17 protein-coding genes, 1 tRNA gene and 1 pseudogene are annotated in these 24,558 nt (G+C 68.7%); 9 read left to right on the top strand and 10 right to left on the bottom strand.

Features of this window, described 5'->3' with window-relative positions; all coding sequences use genetic code 11:
- Positions 1-38 precede the first annotated feature (38 nt).
- Positions 39-578 (top strand): hypothetical protein, encoded by a 540-nt coding sequence (locus tag IE140_RS12605; protein WP_189460371.1) that lies wholly within the window; start codon positions 39-41, stop codon positions 576-578.
- An 81-nt stretch (positions 579-659) separates the two neighbouring features.
- Here IE140_RS12605 and IE140_RS12600 read toward each other — a convergent pair whose 3' ends face one another.
- The 4 genes from IE140_RS12600 to dnaK form a co-directional block, all read right to left on the bottom strand.
- Positions 660-1,112, bottom strand: a complete 453-nt coding sequence (locus tag IE140_RS12600; RefSeq protein WP_032767066.1) for a heat shock protein transcriptional repressor HspR — start codon at positions 1,110-1,112, stop codon at positions 660-662.
- 1 nt (position 1,113) lies between these two features.
- Positions 1,114-2,304 carry a molecular chaperone DnaJ gene (gene dnaJ / locus IE140_RS12595; protein ID WP_150198294.1) on the bottom strand — a complete coding sequence of 397 codons (1,191 nt, stop codon included), beginning with the start codon at positions 2,302-2,304 and terminating at the stop codon, positions 1,114-1,116.
- A 96-nt stretch (positions 2,305-2,400) separates the two neighbouring features.
- Positions 2,401-3,054, bottom strand: a complete 654-nt coding sequence (gene grpE / locus IE140_RS12590) for a nucleotide exchange factor GrpE (protein ID WP_032767068.1) — start codon at positions 3,052-3,054, stop codon at positions 2,401-2,403.
- Positions 3,051-4,904: a molecular chaperone DnaK gene (gene dnaK, locus IE140_RS12585; protein ID WP_030578774.1), complete on the bottom strand. Its 1,854-nt coding sequence runs from the start codon at positions 4,902-4,904 to the stop codon at positions 3,051-3,053. Before dnaK ends, grpE begins: the two co-directional genes overlap by 4 nt.
- Positions 4,905-5,350: 446 nt before the next feature.
- Here dnaK and IE140_RS12580 point away from each other — a divergent pair, with 446 nt between their 5' ends.
- The 4 genes from IE140_RS12580 to IE140_RS12565 all read left to right on the top strand — a co-directional run bounded on the left by IE140_RS12580 (position 5,351) and on the right by IE140_RS12565 (position 10,892).
- Positions 5,351-6,028: a sugar transferase gene (locus IE140_RS12580; RefSeq protein ID WP_189460395.1), complete on the top strand. Its 678-nt coding sequence runs from the start codon at positions 5,351-5,353 to the stop codon at positions 6,026-6,028.
- Between the two features lie 80 nt (positions 6,029-6,108).
- Positions 6,109-8,376, top strand: coding sequence for a (Fe-S)-binding protein (locus tag IE140_RS12575; protein WP_150198516.1), 2,268 nt, complete (start codon positions 6,109-6,111; stop codon positions 8,374-8,376).
- A gap of 270 nt (positions 8,377-8,646) precedes the next feature.
- Positions 8,647-9,792, top strand: coding sequence for an FG-GAP repeat domain-containing protein (locus tag IE140_RS12570; RefSeq protein WP_150198514.1), 1,146 nt, complete (start codon positions 8,647-8,649; stop codon positions 9,790-9,792).
- 119 nt (positions 9,793-9,911) lie between these two features.
- Positions 9,912-10,892: a Yip1 family protein gene (locus IE140_RS12565; protein ID WP_150198688.1), complete on the top strand. Its 981-nt coding sequence runs from the start codon at positions 9,912-9,914 to the stop codon at positions 10,890-10,892.
- Positions 10,893-10,963: 71 nt separating this feature from the next.
- Here IE140_RS12565 and IE140_RS12560 read toward each other — a convergent pair whose 3' ends face one another.
- Both IE140_RS12560 and dcd read right to left on the bottom strand, forming a co-directional pair.
- Complete coding sequence (locus IE140_RS12560) at positions 10,964-11,464, bottom strand: phosphoribosyltransferase (protein ID WP_006126277.1); 501 nt, start codon at positions 11,462-11,464, stop codon at positions 10,964-10,966.
- Between the two features lie 6 nt (positions 11,465-11,470).
- Positions 11,471-12,046 (bottom strand): dCTP deaminase, encoded by a 576-nt coding sequence (gene dcd / locus IE140_RS12555; protein WP_032767073.1) that lies wholly within the window; start codon positions 12,044-12,046, stop codon positions 11,471-11,473.
- Positions 12,047-12,606: 560 nt separating this feature from the next.
- On the opposite strand from dcd, the gene IE140_RS12550 reads away from it, so the two are divergent.
- A tRNA-Gly gene (locus IE140_RS12550) sits at positions 12,607-12,680 on the top strand.
- Between the two features lie 422 nt (positions 12,681-13,102).
- Here IE140_RS12550 and IE140_RS12545 read toward each other — a convergent pair.
- From IE140_RS12545 to IE140_RS12535, 3 genes are read right to left on the bottom strand one after another with little or no spacing between them, the layout of a single operon-like run.
- The gene (locus IE140_RS12545) at positions 13,103-13,861 is read right to left on the bottom strand and encodes a hypothetical protein (protein WP_150196342.1); all 759 of its coding nucleotides are present in this window, start codon (positions 13,859-13,861) and stop codon (positions 13,103-13,105) included.
- Positions 13,862-13,864: 3 nt separating this feature from the next.
- Complete coding sequence (locus tag IE140_RS12540) at positions 13,865-16,075, bottom strand: hypothetical protein (RefSeq protein ID WP_150196341.1); 2,211 nt, start codon at positions 16,073-16,075, stop codon at positions 13,865-13,867.
- Positions 16,072-16,515, bottom strand: coding sequence for a hypothetical protein (locus tag IE140_RS12535; protein WP_150196340.1), 444 nt, complete (start codon positions 16,513-16,515; stop codon positions 16,072-16,074). The genes IE140_RS12540 and IE140_RS12535 overlap by 4 nt, the downstream gene beginning before the upstream one ends.
- A gap of 998 nt (positions 16,516-17,513) precedes the next feature.
- Here IE140_RS12535 and IE140_RS35935 point away from each other — a divergent pair.
- A pseudogene (locus tag IE140_RS35935) lies at positions 17,514-17,663 on the top strand (transposase); the annotation flags it as partial.
- Positions 17,652-18,020, top strand: coding sequence for an aminotransferase class I/II-fold pyridoxal phosphate-dependent enzyme (locus IE140_RS12530; RefSeq protein WP_279344597.1), 369 nt, complete (start codon positions 17,652-17,654; stop codon positions 18,018-18,020). The pseudogene IE140_RS35935 and the gene IE140_RS12530, both read left to right, overlap by 12 nt.
- Before the next feature lie 95 nt (positions 18,021-18,115).
- Here the strand turns inward: IE140_RS12530 and IE140_RS12525 are convergent, their stop codons facing one another.
- Entirely contained in the window at positions 18,116-18,964 is an 849-nt protein-coding gene (locus IE140_RS12525) for a DUF4062 domain-containing protein (RefSeq protein ID WP_494486794.1), read from the bottom strand.
- A gap of 763 nt (positions 18,965-19,727) precedes the next feature.
- On the opposite strand from IE140_RS12525, the gene IE140_RS12520 reads away from it, so the two are divergent.
- Entirely contained in the window at positions 19,728-24,554 is a 4,827-nt protein-coding gene (locus IE140_RS12520) for an RHS repeat-associated core domain-containing protein (RefSeq protein WP_229826760.1), read from the top strand.
- Positions 24,555-24,558: the final 4 nt, after the last annotated feature.

Below are 24,558 nucleotides of genomic sequence, written 5' to 3'. Positions count from 1 at the left end.
GAACACCCCCCGCACGACCGAAGGACCGCGAAGCCCGGATGACCGACACCACCCCCGCACCCGCCCCCCTGCCCGCCACCGTCGAGGACGACCACCACGGGGACATACGCGTCGAACTCGTCGGCGAGCAGCGTGAAACGCTCGTCGTGAGCGGCGAGGGGATACCCCGCGTCGTCCTCACCCGCGCCCCCGGGGCCGAGATCGACGACCACATCCTCATCGGCACCCGCGACCCCCGCCTGCTCACGCTCACCGTGGACGGCCGGGACGCCACGATCAAGCCGGGGAAGGGGAAGCTCCGCCGCCGCTCCTACCGGGTCGACGTCCGCTGCGCGGGCACCGCCTACCGGCTCGTGCCCGACTCGATCCCGAGCAGCCGGCTGACCCGCGACGGCAAGCACATCGGGGACTTCTCCTCGGTCGGCGGCGACCGGCGGGTGATCGCCGAGTGGCGGGACGGGGCCGTCATCGAGCCGGCCGACGCGGCGATCGGCTACGCCCTGGCCGCCGCCTTCGGCACCGGCGGACAGCCCATGTGGATGATGGCGATCGAGACGGTCAGCGAGTTCCTGCCGTAGGGCCCGCGCCCACGACGCGTGAAGGGGGCCGGAGAGCGTTCGTCCGCTCTCCGGCCCCCTTCACGCGGGCACAACCGGGTCCTACTCCGTCGGCCGCTTCGGCTTCGGCCGCCACACCACCAGCGCGCCCGTCTGCTGCACGTCCTGGTACGGCACCAGGTCCCGGCGGTACGAGGCGTGCACCTGGGCCTCGCGCTGCTGCATGGCGACCGCCGCGCCGTCCACCGCCGCCGAGAGCTCGGCGACGCGCTGCTGGAGCGCGGCCACCTGGTTCTCCAGCTCGATGATCCGCTTGATGCCCGCGAGGTTGATGCCCTCGTCCTGCGACAACTGCTGCACGGTGCGCAGCAGCTCGATGTCGCGGGCCGAGTAGCGCCGGCCGCGCCCGGCCGTACGGTCCGGGGAGACCAGGCCGAGACGGTCGTACTGGCGCAGCGTCTGCGGGTGGAGCCCCGAGAGCTGGGCCGCGATCGAGATCACGTACACCGGGGTCTCATCGGTCAGCTGGTACGGATTGCGTCGACGGCCGTCCATCTCAAGCTCCCTTCGCGGCCTGGAACAGTTCCGCCCGCGGGTCCTCGTCCGCGGTCGCCTTCCGGTAGGCCTCCAGGGCGTCCCTGGCCTCCTGGCCCAGGTCCCTGGGGACCGCGACCTCCACGGTGACCAGCAGGTCGCCGCGGGTGCCGTCCTTGCGCACCGCGCCCTTGCCCCGGGCGCGCATCGTACGCCCGTTGGGGGTGCCGGCGGGCAGCTTCAGTGTGACCGGGGGCCCGCCGAGCGTGGGGACCTTGATGTCGCCGCCGAGCGTCGCCTCGGGGTAGGTGACGGGCACGGTGACCGTGAGGTTGTCGCCCTTGCGGCCGAAGACCGGGTGGGCGTCGACGTGGACAACGACATACAGGTCGCCGGCCGGACCGCCGCGCTCGCCCGCACCGCCCTTGCCCCGCAGCCGGATCCGCTGGCCGTCGGAGACGCCCGCCGGGATCCGCACCTGCATGGTGCGCGCCGACTTCGCCCGGCCGCTGCCCTTGCAGACGGCGCAGGGGTCCTGGGCGATGAGGCCCCGGCCCTTGCAGTCCACACAGGGGTCGGTGAGCGAGAAGCCGCCGCCGCTGCCGCGCGAGACCTGCCCGGTGCCGACACAGGTCGGGCAGACCCTGGGGGTGCCGTTCTTGTCGCCGGTGCCGGAACACGCCTTGCAGGGTGCCTGGCTGGACATCCGCAGCGGGACCGTGGCCCCGTCGACCGCCTCGGTGAAGCTGAGCGTCACCTCGGACTCGATGTCCTGGCCGCGCTTGGGCTGGACCCGGGTGCCCGTGCCGCCGCGGTTGAACAGCCCGCCGAAGACGTCGCCGAGACCGCCCCCGCCGCCGAAGCCGCCGCCCGCGCCGCCCTGTCCGCCGCCCGGGGCGCCCCCGCCGAAGAGGTCGCCCAGGTCGAAGTTGAAGTTGCCGCCCGCACCGCCGGGGCCGGCCCGGAAGCCGCCGTTGCCGAAGAGGGCGCGCGCCTCGTCGTACTCCTTGCGCTTCTTGGGGTCACCGAGGACGTCGTTCGCCTCGGAGATCTCCTTGAAGCGCTCCTCCGCCTTGGCGTCGTTCTTGTTGGCGTCCGGGTGGAACTCGCGGGCGAGCTTCCGGTACGCCTTCTTGACCTCGGCGTCGGTGGCGTCCTTGGGGACGCCGAGGACCTTGTAGTAGTCCTTCTCGACGAAGTCCTTCGTGCTCATCGACGTCCCTCCTTCCGGACGATCGGCCGAGCGGCCGGCCCGTGGGCCGGCCGCCGGGCCGGTCGGTGTGCACCGAGGTGATCAGACGTGTTGCCGTCAGACCTCCTCGGTGCCACCGCTCTCCTCGTCGTCTGCCTTCTTCTCTTCCTTCGCCGCGGCGGGCGTGGCGCCCGGCTGCGGCTCGGCGACGGCCACCCGCGCGGGGCGGATGGTGCGCTCGCCGATGCGATACCCCGGCTGAAGGATCGCCACGCAGGTCGTCTCGGTGACGTCCGGCGCGTAGCTGTGCATCAGGGCCTCGTGGATCGTCGGGTCGAAGGGCTCGCCCTCCTTGCCGAACTGCTGGAGGCCCAGCTTCGCGACGACGGTCTCCATCGATTCGGCCACCGACTTGAAGCCGCCGACCAGCTCGCCGTGTTCCCGCGCGCGGCCGACGTCGTCGAGCACGGGCAGGAGCTCGGACAGGAGGTTCGCCACGGCGATCTCCTTGACCGTGACCCGGTCCCGCTCGACGCGGCGGCGGTAGTTCTGGTACTCGGCCTGGAGCCGCTGGAGGTCTGCCGTGCGCTCGTTCAGCGCCGTACGGACCTGGTCCAGCTGCGCCGTCAGACCGACGGTCGCATCGGTGTCCCCGGCCGGGGCCGCCGCCTCCTCCTCGGAGGAGTCGGCAGCCTTCGGCTCGGCGTCATCAGGGGTGGCGCCGGAGGGGACGTCGGGCTTCTCCTCGAAGCCCGGAGTCTCCTCGGTCACGCCGCACCGCCCTTGGTGTCCTTCTCGTCGTCCACGATCTCGGCGTCGACGACATCGTCATCGGCCTTGGCCTGGCCGTCGCCCGGGGCCTCGGCGCCCGGGGCCGCGCCCTCGGCCTGGGCGTTGGCGTACATCGCCTGGCCCAGCTTCTGCGAGACGGCGGCGACCTTCTCGGTGGCCGTACGGATCTCGGCGGTGTCCTCGCCCTTGAGCTTCTCCTTCAGCTCCTCGACCGCGGTCTCCACCTCCGTCTTCACGTCACCGGGGACCTTGTCCTCGTTGTCCTTGAGGAACTTCTCCGTCTGGTAGACGAGCTGCTCGCCCTGGTTGCGCGACTCGGCGGCCTCGCGGCGGGCGTGGTCCTCCTCCGCGTACTTCTCGGCCTCTTCGCGCATCCGGTTGACCTCGTCCTTCGGCAGCGAGGAGCCGCCGGTGACGGTCATCTTCTGCTCCTTGCCGGTGCCGAGGTCCTTGGCGGCGACGTGCATGATGCCGTTGGCGTCGATGTCGAAGGCGACCTCGATCTGCGGGACACCGCGCGGGGCCGGCGGCAGACCGGTCAGCTCGAACATCCCGAGCTTCTTGTTGTACGCCGCGATCTCGCGCTCGCCCTGGTAGACCTGGATCTGCACGGACGGCTGGTTGTCCTCGGCCGTCGTGAAGATCTCGGAGCGCTTGGTCGGGATCGTGGTGTTGCGCTCGATGAGCTTGGTCATGATCCCTCCCTTGGTCTCGATGCCGAGGGACAGCGGGGTGACGTCGAGGAGCAGGACGTCCTTGACCTCACCCTTGAGGACACCGGCCTGGAGCGAGGCGCCGATGGCGACGACCTCGTCCGGGTTCACACCCTTGTTGGCCTCCTGGCCGCCGGTCAGCTCCTTGACGAGCTCGGCGACGGCGGGCATACGGGTGGAGCCACCGACGAGAACGACGTGGTCGATCTCGGAGAGCTGGATGCCGGCGTCCTTGATGACGTTGTGGAACGGGGTCTTGCAGCGGTCCAGGAGGTCCGCGGTCAGCTGCTGGAACTGCGAGCGCGTCAGCTTCTCGTCCAGGTGCAGCGGGCCCTCGGCGGACGCCGTGATGTAGGGCAGGTTGATCGTGGTCTCGGTCGAGGACGAGAGCTCGATCTTCGCCTTCTCCGCGGCCTCGCGGAGACGCTGGAGAGCCATCTTGTCCTTGGACAGGTCCACGCCGTGCCCGTTGGCGAACTGCTTCACCAGGTAGTCGACGACGCGCTGGTCCCAGTCGTCACCACCGAGGTGGTTGTCACCGTTGGTGGCCTTCACCTCGACGACGCCGTCGCCGATCTCCAGGAGGGACACGTCGAAGGTGCCGCCACCGAGGTCGAAGACGAGGATCGTCTGGTCGTCCTTGTCGAGGCCGTACGCCAGGGCGGCGGCGGTCGGCTCGTTGACGATGCGCAGGACGTTCAGGCCCGCGATCTCGCCGGCCTCCTTCGTCGCCTGACGCTCGGAGTCGTTGAAGTACGCCGGGACGGTGATGACCGCGTCGGTGACCTTCTCGCCCAGGTAGGACTCGGCGTCGCGCTTCAGCTTCTGCAGGATGAAGGCGCTCATCTGCTGCGGGTTGAAGCTCTTGCCGTCGAGGTCGATCTTCCAGTCCGTGCCCATGTGGCGCTTGACGGAGCGGATGGTCCTGTCGACGTTGGTGACCGCCTGGCGCTTGGCGACCTCGCCGACGAGCACCTCGCCGTTCTTGGCGAAGGCGACGACGGACGGCGTGGTCCTGGCGCCTTCGGCGTTGGTGATGACGGTGGGCTCGCCGCCTTCGAGAACGCTGACGACGGAGTTAGTCGTGCCCAGGTCGATGCCGACCGCACGTGCCATTTCAATTCCTCCAACGGATTACTTGAGCGGATCTGACTCAAGAATGCATGACGCCCGCCCCCGAGTCAACAGACCTGAGTCGGCCACGCTCAACTTAAGTGCTACGCAGAGCTTACGCGGAACTTATCTGCGCCGATCCGCCCGCCACACCACCGCACCGGCGCACGCCACACCCCTCGCACACCACCCGACCCACCGTCCCACCATGGGATCGTTCTGTCACAAAGTGCCGCGAGACGGCCGCAACCGTCCTCGACCGGCAGGTTTCAACGTGGATCGTCACCCATGGTGTCCCATCGAACCTCGAACCCCGGGCGGGCGCGATGCAGAACGCGAGGAAGCGGCACGTACGGCAGCAGAAGAGACGGGAGGACCGGCGGCCGGGAAGTCCGGCGCAGCCGCCCCCACCCGCGTACGAGCACCGGACCCCACCCGCGTACGCCACCGTGTCCGGCACCGCGCGGGGCCACTTCCCCTCCCGCCCCGCCGCACGCCTGGCGGGCGCCGCCGACCGGGCGCGGCAACTCACGGACCGCGCCCTCGCCCGCACGACGGCCGAACGCGCGCTGGACGTGGCACTCGGCACCGCGCTGCTCGCCCTGAGCTGCCCGGCCGTCGCCGTGGCCGCGCTCGTCCTGACCGCGCGGCGCACTCCGGGCGGCGCCTGGGACCGCCGACCCCGGACGGGCCTGGGCGGCCGGGTCTTCGAGCTGCGCACCCTGCGCACCCGGAGGCTCCGCCTGGATCTGTTCTCGCGGCTGCCGCACGTCGTACGCGGCGATCTCGCCCTGGTCGGCCCCGCCCCGCTGCCCCCCGGCGACCCCCGGGCGACCGGGCCCGGCGCCCGGCGGTGGCGGCAGGAACTGCGGCCGGGACTGACGGGCCTGGCACAGGTGCGCGCCCGCTCGGGCATGCCGTGGGACGACCCCGCCCTGCTGGACCAGCACTACGCAGAGCACCATGGAGTGGTGCTCGACCTGGCGATTCTCGCCGAAGCCGCCCGCACCCCCCTGCGGGACCGGCTCGGGAAGGCCCGCCGAACCAAGGCACACCTGAGCGACGCAGATCACCGCCCGCCCGCCTGCAGGAGGGTGGACCAAGCGGATAGTGTCAGCACAGACTAATTAAGTTACTGCTTAGTAGTTGCGGGCAGTATCACGCAACCAACTGGATCCCGCTCTCGCAGGCCCGAGGAGCCCCACTCATGCAACTCGCCGCGATCATCGTGTCGCTGGTGCTGACGGTCGTCGGCGTTGCGCTCATCTGCCGAGCCGTCGCGCAGATCTACCGCTTCGTCCGTCTGGGCCAGCCGGTACCAGCAGGCAGCCGCACCGACGACCCCAAGGCCCGCACGATCACGCTGGTCAAGGAGTTCCTGGGCCACACCCGGATGAACCGTTGGGGCATCGTCGGCTTCGCCCACTGGTTCGTCGCGGTCGGCTTCCTGACACTGCCGCCCACACTGCTCCAGGCGTACGGCCAGCTCTTCCAGGCCGACTGGGTGCTGCCGGTCATCGGCGGCTTCCTGCCGTTCGAGATGTACATCGAGTTCATCGGCCTGATGACGGTCGTGGGCATCGTGGCGCTGATGGTGATCCGGCTGCTGAACCTGCCCTCCCGGGCCGGCCGCAAGTCGCGCTTCGCCGGCTCGAAGGCCTGGCAGGCGTACTTCGTCGAGTACATCATCCTCACGATCGGCCTCGCGATCCTGGTGCTGCGCGGCCTCGAGGGCGCGATCCACCACGTCGAGAGCTACGACGCCGCGTACTTCGTGTCGTACCCGCTGGTGCTCGCCTTCAAGGGGCTGAGCCTCAGCACGCTCCAGACGCTCATCTACTTCACCGCGATGATCAAGATCGGCACCTCGCTGATCTGGATGATCACGGTCTCGCTCAACACCAACATGGGTGTCGCCTGGCACCGCTTCCTCGGCTTCCCGAACATCTGGTTCAAGCGGAACGCCGACGGCGAGGTCGCGCTCGGCGCGCTCCAGCCGATGACGACGGCCGGCAAGGAGATCGACTGGGAGGACCCGGCCGAGGACGCGGTCTTCGGTGTCTCCCAGGTCGAGCAGTTCTCCTGGAAGGGCATCCTCGACTTCTCCACCTGCACCGAGTGCGGCCGCTGCCAGTCGCAGTGCCCCGCCTGGAACACCGGCAAGCCCCTCTCCCCGAAGCTCCTGATCATGTCGCTGCGCGACCACGCGCACGCCAAGGCGCCGTACCTCCTCGCGGGCGGCGGCAAGACCATGGAGGGCGAGGAGAGGGCCACCGAGGAGCAGCTCAAGGACGTCCCCGCCTCGGCGCTGGCCGAGGCCGAGCGCCCGCTGATCGGCACCGCCGAGGAGAACGGCGTCATCGACCCGGACGTCCTGTGGTCCTGCACCACCTGCGGCGCCTGCGTCGAGCAGTGCCCGGTCGACATCGAGCACATCGACCACATCGTCGACATGCGCCGCTACCAGGTGATGATCGAGTCCGCGTTCCCGTCCGAGGCGGGCACGATGCTCAAGAACCTGGAGAAGAAGGGCAACCCCTGGGGCCTCGCCAAGAAGGCCCGCGTCGAGTGGACCAAGGAGGTCGACTTCGAGGTCCCGATCGTCGGCAAGGACGTCGAGGACCTCACCGAGGTCGACTACCTGTACTGGGTCGGCTGCGCCGGCGCCCTGGAGGACCGGGCCAAGAAGACCACCAAGGCCTTCGCGGAGCTGCTGCACATGGCGGGCGTCAAGTTCGCGATCATGGGCGGCGACGAGAAGTGCACCGGTGACTCCGCCCGCCGTCTGGGCAACGAGCCGCTGTTCCAGCAGCTCGGCCAGGAGAACGTGGCCATGCTGAACATGGCGTACGGCGAGGACGACGACGACCCGGAGACGAAGAAGCCCAAGTCGTCGAAGAAGATCGTCGCGACCTGCCCGCACTGCTTCAACACGATCGCGAACGAGTACCCGCAGCTCGGCGGCGAGTACGAGGTCATCCACCACACCCAACTGCTCCAGCACCTCATCGACGAGGGCAAGCTGATCCCGGTGACCCCCGTCGAGGGCCTGATCACGTACCACGACCCGTGCTACCTGGGCCGGCACAACAAGATCTACACCCCGCCGCGCGAGATCATCGCGAAGGTCCCGGGCCTGCGGAACGAGGAGATGCACCGCCACAAGGAACGCGGCTTCTGCTGCGGCGCCGGCGGCGCCCGGATGTGGATGGAGGAGCGGATCGGCAAGCGCATCAACACCGAGCGCGTCGACGAAGCCCTCGCCCTCAACCCGGACATCGTCTCCACCGCCTGCCCGTTCTGCCTCGTCATGCTGACCGACTCGGTCAACGGCAAGAAGAACGACGGCCAGGCGAAGGAGTCCATCCAGGTCGTGGACGTCTCGCAGCTCCTCCTGGAGTCCGTGAAGACGCCCGTCGACCCGACCGGAGAGTCGGAGCAGGTGGACGCACCGGAGCCGGAACCGGCAAAGTGACGTAACGCATCGGCATCAGCGCGAAGAAGCGGCCGGACCTGCCTCGGGGGCAGGACCGGCCGCTTCTTCGTGTCCGGGGCCGCGGGCCGCGGTGGCCGGGGGGGCGACGTGACGACCGCCGCAGAGGAACTGTGAACTCGGACATGTACGCGACGACGTAACTGGAGCATCATGTCTCCCCGGAGAAGCCCGCCAGAACTCCCGGTACACATCCCAGGCCCGGCGGCCGACGGGAACACCGGCTCACGAACGACGAACAACGAGGCCCCCGTGCGTCCACGCACCCGCACCAGCACCGAGCACCCGCAGGCGGCGGTCACCAGCAGGGTGAGCGCCGCCCTCGCCGTGGGCTGTACGGCCCTGCTGCTGGCGCTCACGGCCTGCTCGGGCCCGTCCGCCGCGTCCGACGGCAAGAACGGCGACACCCCGCCCCCGGCACAGGCGCGGACCCAGGCGGAGACGGCGAGCGCCCCCGTCCCCCGCGGCACCGGCAGCCGTGTCCCGTACGACTTCAACGGCGACGGCCACCGTGACCTGGTCATCGACGACCTGGTGAAGGCCCCCGAGGACAGCCACGGCGACGACGCGGGCATCGGCATCGTCTACGGCACCGCCGACCGCGACCGCCCCCTGAACCCGGCCACCCGCCACCTCCTGAGCGCCCGCGCGAACGCGGCGAAGTCCGGCGACACCCTGCCCGCCGCGTTCGACTCCGAGGCCGCCTGTGACCTGGACCGGGACGGCTTCACCGACCTGATCGTCTCGACCGACCCGCCGTACAACGGCATCGGCGCCCCGCCCGTACCGCTCCAGATCCTCTTCGGCTCCCCGCAGGGCCTGACGGGCAAGGCGGTCACCCTGCGCATCCCGCAGCAGGCCCGGTTCGGGAACGAGTGGCCCGAGCAGCCGGTCTGCGGCGACTTCGACGGCGACGGCAGGGCCGACCTCGCGGTCACCGCCAGCGCCGGCCAGGTCACCTTCCTGCACGGCCCCTTCACCCGCGCCGGAGCCCCGCGCAGCGCGGAACTGCTGCCCGACGGCGGCCCGTACCTCTACGCCCCCGAGCCCCGGACCGACACCGACGGGGACGGTTACGACGACCTCGTCGCCGCCGCCCGCCCGCACGCCCCCGGCCGGGCGGGCAAGGGCACCCTGCTCCTCGGCTCGGCGAAGGGCCCGGCGCGCCCGGGCGGCGCGTACGCGTTCGCGGCGGAGGACGTCCCCACCGCACCGCTGAAGACGACGGGCACCACCCGCACCGCCCTCCTGAACCACGGCGACTACGACGGCGACAAGAAGCCGGACACGGTGGTGCGGACGTACCGGGGCGAGCGGCAGGACCTGATCGCGCTCTACCCGGCGGGTACCACGGACGAGCCCCTCGTCACCTTCTCCACGGCGCTGTTCCTCCCCTGAACTCCCCCTCCGGGGGGCCCGGGGTGCGGCCCCTAGGGGATGTCACAGCTCGGCCGCAAAGGCCCCCCGGTTACCCCGGCCCCCGCACCCCGCCCCCGGGGACCAGGTACGTTCGACGGGTGGCTGGATTCAGGATCGGACGCGGCCGGGACAACCGCACCCCGCAACAACCGCAGCAGCAGCGGCAGCAGCCGTACGGAGGGCAGGCACCACAGCCGCCGTACGGTGCTCAGCCGTGGCCGACGGCAGGAGGCCCGGGCAACGGCGCGGCGCCACCGCAGTACGGCCCGCCGCAGGCCGCCCCGTACAACGGAGGCGGCTACCAGGCCCAGGGCGGCCACGGCGGCCATCACGGTCACGGAGGTGGCGGCCACGGGGGCCACGGGGGCCACGGGGGCCACGGCGAACCGGAGTACTTCGGCGACCCGTACACCGCCCCCGCACCCCACGACCCGTACGCGAACAACCCGGGCCACACGCAGGCGTTCCGCGTCGACGAGGACCCGTACGGCGACGGCAACACCTACCGCGCCGGTTCCGCCCCCGCCCAGCCGGCGGGCCCGCGGCTGCGCTGGAAGGAGCTGCTGAGCGGCATCGTGATGCGCCCGGGGCCGACGTTCTGGCAGATGCGGGACTACCCGGTCTGGGGCCCGGCGCTGGTCGTCACGTTCCTCTACGGTCTGCTCGCGCTCTTCGGCTTCGACCAGGCGCGCGAAGAGGCGATCAACGCGACGATCTCGACGGCCATCCCGTACGTCCTGTTCACCGGCGTCGGCTTCGTCATCGGCGGCCTGGTCCTCGGCGCGGTGACCCACACCCTGGCCCGCCAGCTCGGCGGCACGGGCTCGTGGCAGCCGACGGTGGGCCTGTCGATGCTGATCATGTCGATGACGGACGCCCCGCGCCTGCTCTTCGCCCTCTTCCTGGGCGGCGAGAACTCCCTGGTCCAGATCGTGGGCTGGCTGACCTGGCTGGCGGCGGGCGCGCTTTTCACGTCGATGGTGAGCAAGTCGCACGACCTGCCGTGGCCGAAGGCGCTGGGGGCGTCGGCGATCCAGCTGATCGCGCTGCTGTCGATCATCAAGCTGGGCACGATCTGAGCGAGTGACACGCGAGAAGGCCCCGGAACGCTTCCGCGCTCCGGGGCCTTCCCCATGGGTCTCCGTAGGCCCTACGCGTCGAGAACCTGCCCGTCCCGCCGAACGACGGGCTTCTCGACGGACCAGGGGAAGTTGATCCACTGGTCGGTCTTCTTCCACACGTACTCGCACTTCACGAGGGAGTGGGACTTCTCGTAGATGACCGCGCTGCGCACCTCGGCGACATGGTCGACGCAGAAGTCATGGACGAGCTTGAGCGTCTTGCCGGTGTCGGCGACGTCATCGGCGATCAGGACCTTCTTGTCGGAGAAGTCGATCGCGTTGGGGACGGGCGCCAGCATGACGGGCATTTCCAGGGTGGTACCGACCCCGGTGTAGAACTCCACATTCACCAGGTGGATGTTCTTGCAGTCGAGAGCGTAGGCGAGCCCGCCGGCGACGAACACGCCACCGCGAGCGATGCTCAGCACCACATCCGGCTCATAGCCATCGTCGGCAACGGCCTGGGCGAGCTCGCGCACAGCACGCCCGAAGCCCTCGTAGGTAAGGTTTTCCCGCACGTCAGCAGCCATGGTCGATCACACCTGGGTCCGATGGAAGTTCTGGAAGGACCGCGAGGCCGTCGGCCCCCGCTGCCCCTGGTAACGCGACCCGTACCGCTCGGACCCGTAGGGAAACTCGGCGGACGAGCTCAACCGGAACAGACACAGCTGCCCGATCTTCATCCCCGGCCACAGCTTTATCGGCAGCGTGGCGAGGTTCGACAGCTCCAGGGTCACGTGCCCGGAGAACCCGGGGTCGATGAACCCGGCCGTCGAGTGCGTCACCAGACCGAGCCGGCCGAGGGAGCTCTTCCCCTCCAGCCGCGAGGCCAGATCGTCGGGGAGCGAGATGACCTCGTACGTGGACGCCAGCACGAACTCGCCGGGGTGGAGGATGAAGGCCTCGTCCCCCTCGGGCTCGACGGTCCGCGTCAGATCGGGCTGCTCCACGGCGGGGTCGATGTGCGGGTACCGGTGGTTCTCGAACACCCGGAAGAAGCGGTCCAGCCGCACGTCGATGCTCGACGGTTGCACCATCGAAGGGTCGTACGGATCGATACGGACTCGCCCGGCGTCGATCTCGGCCCGGATGTCCTTGTCTGAGAGAAGCACGCCCCGAGGATACGCAGAACGCGCGAGCCCGCCCCAACCGGACCACCCGCGCGCCCTCGCTCCACGTCTCCGCGACTACTGCTCGGCTACGACTCCACTACCGCCGGCGACCGCTCAGCCACGACGACCGCTGCCGTTACCGCTCCCACCTACCGCTTCTCGAACGCCACGGGAACGGCCTGCCGCAACCGGGCGCACCGGGGACACCGGATCAACCGCCCCGGCCCGATCCTGTCGGCCCCGAGCTGCTGCATCGGAAACGACGAGGTAGTGAAAACGTGCCCTTCGGCACAGCGGACGACGGTGCGCTCCATCGACTCCATCAAGTCCCTTCCCCAACCGGCATCTGGACGAGACCGCCACATTAGGGGATGAACAGGACGCCACTCCACGCGGCACTCCGACCACCCACGCTACGCCCCCAACTCCCGCCCATCACACCCCCGTACACACATCCCCCCTCCCCGGGCACACGACACGAAGGCCCCACGGCGCATCCGCCGGGGGCCTGGCATGGGGTACAGTGTGGAACGATGCAGAGCCGGTGATCGGCATGCTTCGCGGGTGTAGTTTAATGGTAGAACATGAGCTTCCCAAGCTCAGAGCGCGAGTTCGATTCTCGTCACCCGCTCCATGACGAAGGCCCTGGTCACAGACCAGGGCCTTCCTTGCTGCCTAGACCACTTTGAGGCGGCGTCCCATTCACGTGCCATAGGAGCACTATGACCTGTATGGACGGCACCCGTACGCCGCCAGAGGTTCACTGTTCGGCGAGCCACCGGCGGATCCTTTCCTCGGAGAGGCCCGTGCTTCTATCAGGCATCCGTGTGCCGCGGTGGTGGGGGGAGGTGCCCGGCCTCCCGGTATGAAACCTCCTCCGGGTGCTGGCGGATTCGGATCTCCCTCCAGGCGACGTCGAAGGAGATGGTGTCGTGGCTGGCCCTGGAGAGCCTCCAGGCGAGGAAGCTGGTCCGCGGTGAAAGCGCCCAGCGCCAGAACGCGCTGGTTGCCTTCACCGCCGGACCTCTGAAGTGCCGCGGAGGATTCTCGTGTTCATCAGGCGCCTCCGCCTGGCGCCTGTGCCCATTTGGCGGCCTCGGCTATCTCCTCGACCCGTGCCGCGTGCACGGGCCGCTCGGCCCGCTGCATTCCGGCGCTCAGGAGCCCGTAGACCATCTGTTTCTGCGCCGGCTCCGGGAAGGAGGCCAAGAACTCCCGAATCGCTTCTACCAGGGCGTATTCGACGCCGTGGCGCCCTGGTGGCCGGTAGGCGGCGAACAGCTCGGCAAGAGTCTTAGCCTCGCCCGAGCGCTTGGCCCAGTCGGCTGCGTCGTTCGTGACCCATCGAGCCATGACCCCGGCGGGGTCGGAGAACTCCTCGGCGAGATCTTCGAGTTCCTGCCGCCGGATAGCGGTGGCCATCGACTGCCCGCGCTGGGCGGCCAACAGCGCCTCCACAGCGACCTGGTCCCCCGGCAGCAGCATCACGTCCACGTGCGCGTCGTACCGGATCTCAGGAGCGACCAGCGTGCGGCTGCGCGCCATCTCTCGCGCCAGCAGATCCTGTACGGAGTGGAGGTCGGTCGCGGACTGATGCCGAAGGTAATCCGCCGCCTCGTGCCGCAAGGCGATGCGGACAGCGCGAGCCGCCCCGTCCACATCCGCCAGGGGCACGGCCGCGCTCCGGATCCGCGCATGGAAGACCACGTGGAAGGCGATCCCCTCGTGCGCGCTGTCCAGCCGGGCCTCGAAGCGCTGTACGAGAGCCTGGACTTCCTCTCGCGGGTCGGGCGCAGTCTGCTTTCTCCAGCCCACGTCCTACGGCTCCCTGCTGCCGTCGGCTGCCGGCCACGGACCGGCCTGTGAAATCTGCCTCAGGTCGGCCCGCAACTCGATCACCGCGGCGTCGTAGGCGACTCCCGGCTCGCCGATCAGCAGTGCGGAGACCGGCGCGGCCGTCAGGTACCGGGAGATGACCCGGCCGAGGATCTCGGTGACCTGCTCACGAGGCACCACGCCGTCCGCCCGCGCATGGGCCCACCGGTCAATCAGCGTCCGGCACTCCGGATCGACAGCCCGGTTCTCCAGCGCGGTGCTCCACCCGGTGACAAGGGCGTCCGCGACGACCGGATCAGTCGCCGCCGAGGCAAGCGTGACCTGCAGGGCGTACGGGTCGGTCTGTGGATCGAGGATGGCCAGAAACGCCCGACTCCCAGCGGTGCTGCCTCGTTTGACAGCCCGGGAGTTGACCATCCGCCAGACGGTCGGCAGGTGCCTCTCAGTGGACGCCATGGCGCGCAGCGCCGCCTCGGCCTCCGTGACGGCATTGTCCCGCTCCGCCCTCCCCAGGATGTGCTGGATGCGTACCAGTGCCTGCCGGGGGTAATGATGGGCAAAGTCGCTCTGACAGACCATGGCCACCACACGGGCCACGGATTCCCGCCCGTCCTGCGCCCAGTCGAGGAGCTTCGCACGGACGGCCGGGCCCAAACGGTCGGCCTGCGCCGTTCGGCTCAGGACACTGGCGATCAGTCGCAGGTGCCCTTCGTCGCTGCTGACGCCGATCCAGTTCTTGATGGTCTCCACCACGCGGATGTCGTTCTCGGCGATGGCCAGCTCGACCAGAAGATCGCTGATCTTCTCCAGGCGCTTCGTGCTGGCACGGTCCGCCACCAGCCGGTCCAGCCACCGCAGCAGAGGGGTGTGGATGTCCGGACGCTGGTGCCACAGGTGCAGGAGCACCGCCCTGGTGTACCCAGGCCGGTGGTCGAAGGACGCCTGCCGTCCCGACACCTTCGCCTTGACCGATGTAAGCCTGTCGCTGAGGTCCGGTCCGGTGAGGATCTCGCGCACGCTGTCATGCCCCTGGTCTCCCAGCAGCGCCCGGGCGCCCTCCTGGATCGCGAGGGCATCTTCGCCACTGAGGAAAACCGCGGCAATGAGCAACGCCCGGTCCTCGGGCATCTGCGTCGTGGCCGTGAACACCGCGCTGACGTCAGCGGACCATTCCTGGAACCTGCTGACCGCCGTCTCGATGCTCTCCGGAGAGCCGTCCGCGGCTGCCAGAAGGGCAGCCAGCCGGGCCCCATCTGCCGGTGTGGACTCAGCGGTCAGCAACCGGGCGGCCGTGCCCGCCTCGGGGTCAGTGCGATCGGCTGTAACGAGGTCTGCCCGGCCGGGCAGGTCGTACACGTACTCCAAGTGGGTACGGGCCACCAACTGGGCCGACGGCCTGTTCTTCACGCGGACAAGGGCCGCGGTATGCGCGGCTCCCTGCGGCCAAACCCGTTCGTCGGCGATCACGACCAGGCATGATCCGATCTTCGCCAGCTTCTCCGCATGGACGGCCAGTGCGCCGGCCACCCGGTCCGGGTTCACCCAGCCGGCCATCTCATTTTCGACGTCCAGCAGGTAGCCGGTATTGGCCACGTCGGGCAGTACGGAGCAGTCCGGCTCCGCGGGGTCCTCCCAGTCGGGCTCGATCTCCTTCAGCCCCATCGAGCCGTCCCTGGCCAGCCGCGAGCGCGCCGTCCGCCACAGGGCCCGGATACCGGCAGTTCGCTTGCCGTACTCCGGAAGGCCGGAGATCACCGCCAGCGCGCTGCCTGGTACGGAGAGGATTTTGGCGGCCTCGTCGGCAGCGGTTACCGGCAGGTCGTCCGCGTCCTTGGACACCCACCCCTGGCTGGCCGCCCTCAGCTCGAACTCGGATAGGTCGATGACGGTCAGCGGCTGCTTGCCCGTAGACAGGAACACCGAGCCGAGGGCGGCCACAACGAACGCGTTGTGGTTGCCGGACACGTTCAGCCCAGGCGGCGATGCCTGCACGTCGCCCTCTGACGCCACCGGATCTGCGTCCTTCTCATCGGCCGTGGACGTCTGCCCGGACACGTCGGCACCGTTCGGACGGACGGCGTCCTCCTCTGATGAGCCTGCGGGCTCGGCCAGCTGGGACGTGTCCGCTGGCTGGTGCCCGGGGCGCTGGGGGCGCACCCAGTCCGGGATCCCGTCGTCGAAGGCATCCGTCACTTGGACTCCTCCGCCCGGTACGTGAAGCTGCCACCGAAGATCGAATTTCCGGTCATGATGACCTGGCTGTTCGTGTTGTTCTGGGCGACCATTCGCGGCTCCGAGCTGCCCTCGCCGTGGGCCCGCTGCCGCTCACGCACAAGCGCCATGAGGTCGACGGCCGTCTCGGGGTATTTCTCAAGGAAGCCCTTCAACTGAATGAACAGCTCCCGGCAGATCTCCTCGAGCACCCGCTCGCGCTCCGCCTCCGGCGTCTCCAACAGTCGCACCTGGTGGAGATCCAGCACGCGGAGCTCGTCCGCGGCCGTCCCCTCGTTGCCTCGCCGGAAGAACGCCACCAATGCGTCGCGCACACCATGCCAGCTCGACCTGGCCATCTCGGCCGCCAGCACCCCTGCGCCGCTGGTCGCCACCTCGAGGACATTGAACGCTTCCGTCATGCCCACACCCCCACCCGCTTCGTCGCCGAATTCGAGAGATCAGAGTGCGGGGTGAAATCGCGGCAAACAATCGAAACAAAGTTCTTGACCGATAACAGTCGAAGGCACACATCACCATTCAGCCATGATTCGCCACACTCCAACACAAGTGGATCAAAGGATTACCCTGGTAGCAGCCATTAGCGACGTCCAAACCTGGATCAATCTCGGCCGTTGGATTTCATTGCCGAGTGGCTTGAAGATTACGAAACACTCCCGGCCGAGTCACAGAACTCCGCTTCCATCATGGCTCGTCTAATGCAAATATTGTCGCCCTTATGGCGTGTCGCCGACAGGGGTCCGGGCGACACGGCGGCTGGCGCCGGGAGTCGGCGCAGGGAGCCAGCCAGCCACGAGCAACCTTTCCGGCTTCTCCTCCGCGACCCAAGCGGTCATGGTCACGCCGGTGCAGTTGGCGGCGGAGCACGGCGGTCCAGTCGGCCTTGGAGCGGCGATCGCACTATGTGCACCCCGTTGCCGCATTGGATGAACTCGCCAACACTGCCGGTCAGCGACGGGTGCGCCTCGAATCTGTCGCCCCCCATCTCCCAGCCCTCGGCTAGAGCAGTCCAGGTATCGCAGCGCCGGCCTGAGCACTGGCCCGCTGCATCCTGAGTTCCTCGCTCAGCCTGGCGAGCTACCGCGCATCTGGGCACCGTCGCGCCAGGAGGGTGGTGGTCGCCGCGAGAACGGTGACTCGCTGGTGCGCGTGCTGGATGTGGTGCCCGAGATCGTGCACGACGATCCGCGGATCACCGTGGTGTTCGCGTACGACCCCCTTCAACGACGGTGTGCTCGATCTGCTCCGGTCGCTCGGTCTCAGAGGCCGAGACCAGCAGGTCGGGCGAGATCGCCTCAGCTGTTCGAGCACCCATCTGGCAAGTACCTTCCGGGGGAAGAAGGACCTCCGCCCAAGGGCAGGACCGCACACAACCTGGTCAGACAGCCTCCCGGCTCGCCTCTGGGCGGTGATCGAGCCGCTCCTGCCGAGGCTGGAGCGTCGGGCTCGTCATCCTGGTCGGAAGCGGCATCCTGACCGGCTGGTGTTCCAGGGCATCCTGTTCGTCTTGCACACCGGGATCGCGTGGGAACACCTCCTGCAGGAACTTCTTACGGCCGACCTGACCGCAGAACTCTCCAAACGCCGATCGGCCCTGGACGAACGCCGCCAGGCCACACTCAATGCCCTCGCCGTCGTCCCTGGCGTACACGTGGACGCAGACGCGCGCGGCGCCTTCTTCGTCTTCGCCGACGTCTCCGGCACCCATGGCCTCCGCTCAGGCGACCGCACCATCTCCTCGGCCGCGGACTTCGCCGAGCTCCTCCTCGCTCAGGCCAACGTCGCCGTCGTCCCGGGCTCCGACTTCGCCGCGCCCGACCACGTCCGGATCTCCTACACCGTGTCGCCGGACCGCCTGACGGAGGCTCTGGAGCGCACCGGTGCGTTCGTCGCTGGACTCACGTAGGCGAATTAACCCGCGCTCTTTGGAGGTGCACCACAGCATCCACCGGCACCCGGCGCCAGCCGCGCATCTAGTGGAGCGACGTCGGAAGCGCGAAGTCACATCCAACGAATGACCTGTGACTCCGAGAACTCCTGCCCGCCCTCGTCCCAGGTCATCGTCACGCGGGCCTGCGGGCTAGTACCGAAAGTCAGCGCCACAGGAATGTCGAAGTGACTGTGATCAAGTAGTCGTTCCGTCGTCATGTCCTCATCGACGACGGGCGATTCGCCCTCACCGAGAGGCTCGACTTCGACTCTCAGCTGTTCCGCCGGGCCGGCGCCAATGTTGCTGACACGCAGCCTCTGTCGCCGCTGCCGTGTCTTCACCCGACCACGGCTGTCCACGTATGTCTCGGGCTCGCTCACGTATTCACTTCGCAGGATCGCGAGAGGACCGGAGGCTCCAGGCACCCGGTGGGATGGGCCATCTGTGATCAGCCGGGACACAGCGCGCTCAAGGAAGGAGCGGATCTTGGCCTTGAGGTCATCCGGCGAGGCATAGTCGCCAAGCAGTCCCCGGCTTTGCAGTGCTACGCGGAAGTCACGCAGTGCGCGCAGCTGCTCAACATCCACGTCGTTGGGGAGCTGTGCAGAAGAGCAATAGACCCCTACGACAGCGCCGCGCTCCATCGCCCTCTCGATCTCCTCGGCGGTACCCGAGGCCGCACTCGCCGTGGGCTGGCCAAGCCGGGAGTAGAAGAGGCCGATGACGATGTCGGCGCTGTCCGCGAACTGGTCGTTGATCATCTCCTGGGCCGTACCACGACCCAGCATCGGAGTAGCGTCCAGTTCCCAGCGGAGCGGCAGTAGGTGAACCTTGGAGCGCAAGGTGTGATCGCTGTTCCAGCTCAGGATCGCATCCTCAACCACGGCGCGCTCCGCCTTCGTATCCCCGGGGGAAGCGATGAGGACCGGGATAGTTGTTGTCTAAAACGGCATGCCGGAAGCGTAGACCCCGCCACTGACAGACCAGCCTTCCCCCGCCGAAAGATCCGAGGGTGCGACGTCCGCACCCCTATCACCCTGCATACATCCGTTGCGCGAGCGAAGCACACCAAGAGGCACTAGCCATGGCAGCCCACCAGACGACAGGCTGGCCTCGAAGGTCTGCTTCTGGGGGCGTCGTGCCACAACGTGCCATTCATAGGGGTAAACAGCGGTCATCACAAGTCTTGCGCGCAAACGTGAACCGGCAACGATGGAGCTATTTCGCCTGGTCAGCGGCCTGATCACTGTCCGAGTGCTGGTTGATTCCCAGGCTCAGAGCGCGAGTTCGATTCTCGTCACCCGCTCCACGACTGAGGCCCAGGTCATTGACCCGGGCCTTGTTTGTTGTCTGGACCACTTCAGGCGTCGCGCACCAGATCCGGACCAGGTGGCACGCCCTCAGTACGGACCGGCCAACCAGCGGCCGCGCCCCTCCGACACCCGACCTCCGCCGGGACGCCCCCTCAGGGTACGGGCCTCCCGTCCGTCGCCTCGCCGCCGCGCCCCGCCGCGAGAAACCGGGCGCCAGACGTCAACAGTTTCAGCTCGCCGCCGTCTACCCGCCCACGCACGCCCAATTTAAACGATCTTGGTAACACGGCCCCGGAAATGAGATCCTGTTCGCACGTGCGTTCAGTGAACGCAGCTTTGCACGGGGGGACTTCGCACTGTGGCTGTAACCGTGCCCGATTGGGCCGACACCATGCTTGACCTCATCGGGATCAACTGGCCGAACGTCGACGAAGACGCGTACCGCGACATGGCGGACGCTCTGCGGGAGTTCGCCGACGACGTCGAGGACGACGGTCACCTTGCCAACCAGCACGTGCAACGTTTGCTCTCCTCCGGAAGCGGCGAAGCTCTCGACGCTCTCAAGGGCCACTGGGGCAAGGTCCAGAAGAAGCACGTGAAGGACCTGGCCGGCGGTGCTCGCACGATCGCCGGCGCGCTGGACAACGCGGCCACGGCGATCGAGGCCATGAAGTACGCGGCACTTGTCCACCTGGGCGTGCTGGCCGGCAAGGCCGGCATCTCCATGGCGCTGATACCGGTAACCGGCGGGCTCTCCATGCTCATCGGCGGGGCGGCCATCGCGGTCGCCCAGCAGGCCATCCGCCGGATCATCAAGGAGTGCATGGAGGAGGTCGTCGGTTACATCGTCTCCGCCCTGACCGAGCCGGCCGTCGCCGCGCTGGAGAACATGGCCGCGGACCTCGCCGTACAGGTCGGTGCCAACGCTCTCGGCCTCCAGGACGGCGTCGACATGAACCAGGTCGGCCAGACGGGCAAGGAAGGCTTCAGGGAAGGGGTGGCGGGGGCCAAGGACTCCCTCCAGCTCGCTTCGGCCGGCGGCTCCGGTCCCGGCCCCGCCCCTGGCAAGGGCGTCCACATCGAGCACGCGGAGCACACGCGCGCCGGCACCCAGCTGAACCTGGTCAGCGTGAACGTGCACGGCAGGACCGCGGGCAAGCTCTCCAAGGCCAGGACCTCCCACGGACGCACCCGCGGCAAGGACGACATCGCCGGCGCCCTGGACCCCGTGATCGACAAGGCCATGAAGGCGCTCGGCAAGGCCAACAAGGCCATGGGCGACCACGTCGGCAAGGCACTACCGAAGGCAGTAAAGGAGATCTCCGACAACCAGAAGAAGATCGAACTGGACATCAAGGAGATGATGTCCAAGGGCGTCAAGGTGCAGAAGGGCGACGAGAGAGACCGTTCGCGCCCCGATGCACCCCGGAACTCCACCCGCACCAAGGCCGACGCGCTGAAGAACGCCAAGGACGAGCCGCGCCGTAACGCCATCTCGCTGGAGAAGAAGACCTGCGAGAACGACCCGGTGGACGTCGCCACCGGCGAGATGGCCCTCCCGCAGACCGATCTGGCCCTGCCCGGAGTCCTTCCCCTGGTCCTACGCCGGACCCATCTCTCCGGCTACCGCTACGGCCAGTGGTTCGGACGTAGTTGGGCTTCCACGCTGGACGAGCGGATCGAGCTGGACCCGGTCGGCGGGGGCGCGGTGTGGTCCCGGGAGGACGGTTCGCTCCTCGTCTATCCGCGGCTGCCCCTGCCCGAGGACGACGACGGGGTGCTCCCCGTGGAGGGCCCCCGGCTGCCGCTCCGGCACGGAGGCCAGGGCAACAGCGAAACCACCTATCTCGTCGCGGATCCCCGTTCGGGGCTGACGCGTTCCTTCTGCGGCGGCCCGTACAACGCATCCCCCGCCTACTGGCTCCGGGAGATCGAGGACCGCAACCTCAACCGGATCGACTTCGCCCGTCTCGGGGACGGCAGTCCGACCGCCGTCGTCCACTCCGGGGGCTACCGGGTCGCCCTGGCCGTCGAGGACTCCCGCGTACGGGAGCTGTCCCTGCGTACGCCGGACGGTCCCGTCACCGTCATGCGCTACGACTACGACCCTCGCGGCAACCTCGACGCCGTCATCAACTCGTCCGGTCTGCCGCTGCGTTTCACGTACGACCCCGACGACCGGATCACCTCATGGACCGACCGTAACGACTCCACGTTCCGCTATGTGTACGACGATGCGGGCCGCGTGGTCCGCACGGTCGGCCCGGACGGCTATCTGTCGTCCACGTTCGCGTACGACGTCCATCCGGAGACGGGCGACCGCGTCACCCGGTACACGGACTCCCTCGGCGCGACCAAGGTCCACCAGTTCAACGACCGGCTCCAGGCCGTCGCGGAGATCGATGCGCTGGGCGGCGTCACCCACCGCACCTTCGACCGGTACGACCGGCCGCTGTCCCGGACCGACCCCCTCGGGCGTACCACCACGTACACCTATGACGATCGTGGAAACCCGGTCCGGGTTGGGCACCCCGACGGCACCGTCGCCCGGGTCGAGTACAACGAGCTGAATCAGCTCGCCGCCGTCACCGGGGCCGACGGCGGGACTTCGCGGCAGGAGTACGACGACCGGGGCAATCCGACGCTGTTCACCCGGCCGGACGGTACGACGACCCTCCTCAGCCACGGCCCGCAAGGCCAGCTCATCGGAGTCGACGACTCCCTGGGCGCGCTGGACCGGCTGCGCTGCGACGCGGCCGGTCTGCCGCTGGCGGTGCGCGGGCCACTCGGTACGGTCACCCGCTACGTCCGGAACGCGTTCGGACGCCCGGTGCGCATCACCGACCCGCAAGGCCGCACCACCGAGCTGGAGTGGACGGTCGAGGGCAAGCTCGCCCGCCGGACGGACCCCGACGGCTCGCACCAGTCGTGGACGTACGACGGCGAGGGCAACTGCCTCGTGCACACCGACGCGACGGGCGGTGAGACCCGCTTCGAGTACACCCACTTCGATCTTGTCGCCGCCCGCACCACACCAGGCGGCGCGCGCCAGGAGTTCACCCATGACACCGAGCTGCGCCTCACCCGGGTCACCAACCCCCAGGATCTGACCTGGGACTACACCTATGACGCGGCAGGCCGCACCAGCGCGGAGACCGACTACGACGGCCGCACCCTCCGCTACTCGCACGACGCCTGCGGCCAACTCCTCTCCCGTACGAACGGACTCGGCCAGACCGTCCGCTACGAACGCGACCTCGCGGGCCGCATCACCGCCAAGGACGCCGACGGGAGCGTCACCCGCTTCACCTACGACGTCCACGGCCACCTCGCCTCGGCGACGGGGCCGGACACTGACCTCTCCTTCGTCCGCGACAGCTCGGGCAGGGTCCTCCGGGAGGTGTGCGGCGGCCGCGAACTGATCAACACCTACGACGAGACCGGGCGGCGCATCCGTCGCGTCACCCCGTCCGGTGCCGTCAGCACCTGGTCCTTCCCGGCCGGTCGCACCGCCGAGCTGACCGCCTCCGGCCACCGGCTGGGCTTCCACTTCGACGAGACGGGTCGCGAGACCGGCCGCCGGATCGGTGACGCGCTGACCGTCGACCTCGCGTACGACCCCGCGGGGCGCCTGATCGACCAGCTCGTCAGGACGACCGGTGACCGGGTCCTCCAGCGCCGCACGTACACGTACCGCCCCGACGGCCATCTCGCCTCGGCCGAGGAGCTGACCGGAGGCCGCAAGCGGCTGGAGGTCTCCCGTGACGGCCGGGTCACCGCCGTCACGGCGGAGAACTGGTCGGAGCGGTACGCGTACGACGAGGCCGGGAACCAGACCAGTGGATCCTGGCCCGGTGCGGGCGACGCCTCCGGGCCGCGCGAGTACGCCGGAACGCGCATCACCCGCGCGGGCCGTGTCCGGTACGAGCACGACGCCCAAGGCCGGGTGATCCTGCGCCAGAAGACCCGCCTCTCCCGCAAGCCCGAGACCTGGCACTACAGCTGGGACGCGGAGGACCGCCTCGTCTCGGTCACCACGCCGGACGGTGCGCGCTGGCGCTACCTCTACGACGCCCTGGGGCGGCGCTCGGCCAAGCAGCGCCTCGCCGAGGACGGGGCGACGGTGGTCGAGGAGGTGGCGTTCACCTGGGACGGCGACACCCTCTGCGAACAGACCACGTCCATCACGGGCTCCCCGGGTTCCGTCGCCCTCACCTGGGACCACGACGGCGTGAAGCCGGTGACCCAGGTGGAACGCCGGCTCGTGGACCAGGCGGAGGTCGACAGCCGCTTCTTCGCGATCATCACCGACCTCGTCGGCACGCCTCGCGAACTGGTCGACGAACAGGGCGAGGTGGCGTGGCGCACCCGTTCCGCCCTGTGGGGAACCACGTCGTGGAACCGCGACGCCGGCGCGTACACCCCCCTGCGCTTCCCCGGCCAGTACTTCGACCCGGAATCGGGCCTCCACTACAACCGCCACCGCCATTACGACCCCGAGTCGGGCCGCTACCTCTCCCCCGACCCGCTCGGTCTGGCCCCGGCCCCGAACGCGGTCACCTATGTCGACGACCCGACGCGGTGGATCGACCCGCTGGGGCTGGCGCAATGCCCACATCGGGGCGGGGAGCACAAGCACAGTGTGGTGCTGGGCATCAACAAGAAGCCCGATTTGGCCTCGAACTCCCTCGCCGAGCATCTCCGCGCCAACGGTGATCCGGGAGCCCACACCTATAACGGGGACGACTATGCCGGAGTCGAGGAAAGCGGGCCGGTCTGGATGACCAACGTGATGGGGGCCATCGGGGATCGCGGTACCACTCTGTCGATCACACTCGACGGAATGCCCAACAGCAGTGGCAGGATCGGGAACTGGAGTTCACCTGAGGATATTGTAGACGCTTTCCAGAACGCGGCACGAAATGGAGCTCCGTTCAACACCCTGCACGAGGACAACTACCCCGGCCAAGGCCACGGCACAGCATGGGAGATGAGCGAAGTAGCCTACGCAGTGCGCAATTACGATGGGGCAGCCGCTTGGGGAGACCCGGAAGACGAACGTCCTGGGCGACCGTGGGAGGAGATATCGTGGTATACGCGAACCGAGGAGGGGGGATACAGAGAAGTCACCGTACCCAAGCCGGACATTCCCGAGATACAACCAGACCTGTCGAACCTACCGGCACACTTGAGGTAATAGA

It is taken from the genome of Streptomyces parvus, from assembly GCF_014648875.1.
GTDB lineage: Bacteria > Actinomycetota > Actinomycetes > Streptomycetales > Streptomycetaceae > Streptomyces > Streptomyces parvus.
The sequence above is the reverse complement of the archived record's forward strand: the minus strand, read 5'-3'. Positions and strand labels throughout refer to the sequence as shown.

Excerpts from the sequence above, each read along its gene's own strand:
- dnaK (WP_030578774.1), bottom strand. The coding sequence starts at position 4,904 with ATGGCACGTGCGGTCGGCATCGACCTGGGCACGACTAACTCCGTCGTC.
- IE140_RS12575 (WP_150198516.1), top strand. The coding sequence starts at position 6,109 with ATGCAACTCGCCGCGATCATCGTGTCGCTGGTGCTGACGGTCGTCGGC.
- IE140_RS12600 (WP_032767066.1), bottom strand. The coding sequence starts at position 1,112 with ATGGACGGCCGTCGACGCAATCCGTACCAGCTGACCGATGAGACCCCG.
- IE140_RS12535 (WP_150196340.1), bottom strand. The coding sequence starts at position 16,515 with ATGACGGAAGCGTTCAATGTCCTCGAGGTGGCGACCAGCGGCGCAGGG.
- dnaJ (WP_150198294.1), bottom strand. The coding sequence starts at position 2,304 with ATGAGCACGAAGGACTTCGTCGAGAAGGACTACTACAAGGTCCTCGGC.
- IE140_RS12605 (WP_189460371.1), top strand. The coding sequence starts at position 39 with ATGACCGACACCACCCCCGCACCCGCCCCCCTGCCCGCCACCGTCGAG.
- IE140_RS12560 (WP_006126277.1), bottom strand. The coding sequence starts at position 11,464 with ATGGCTGCTGACGTGCGGGAAAACCTTACCTACGAGGGCTTCGGGCGT.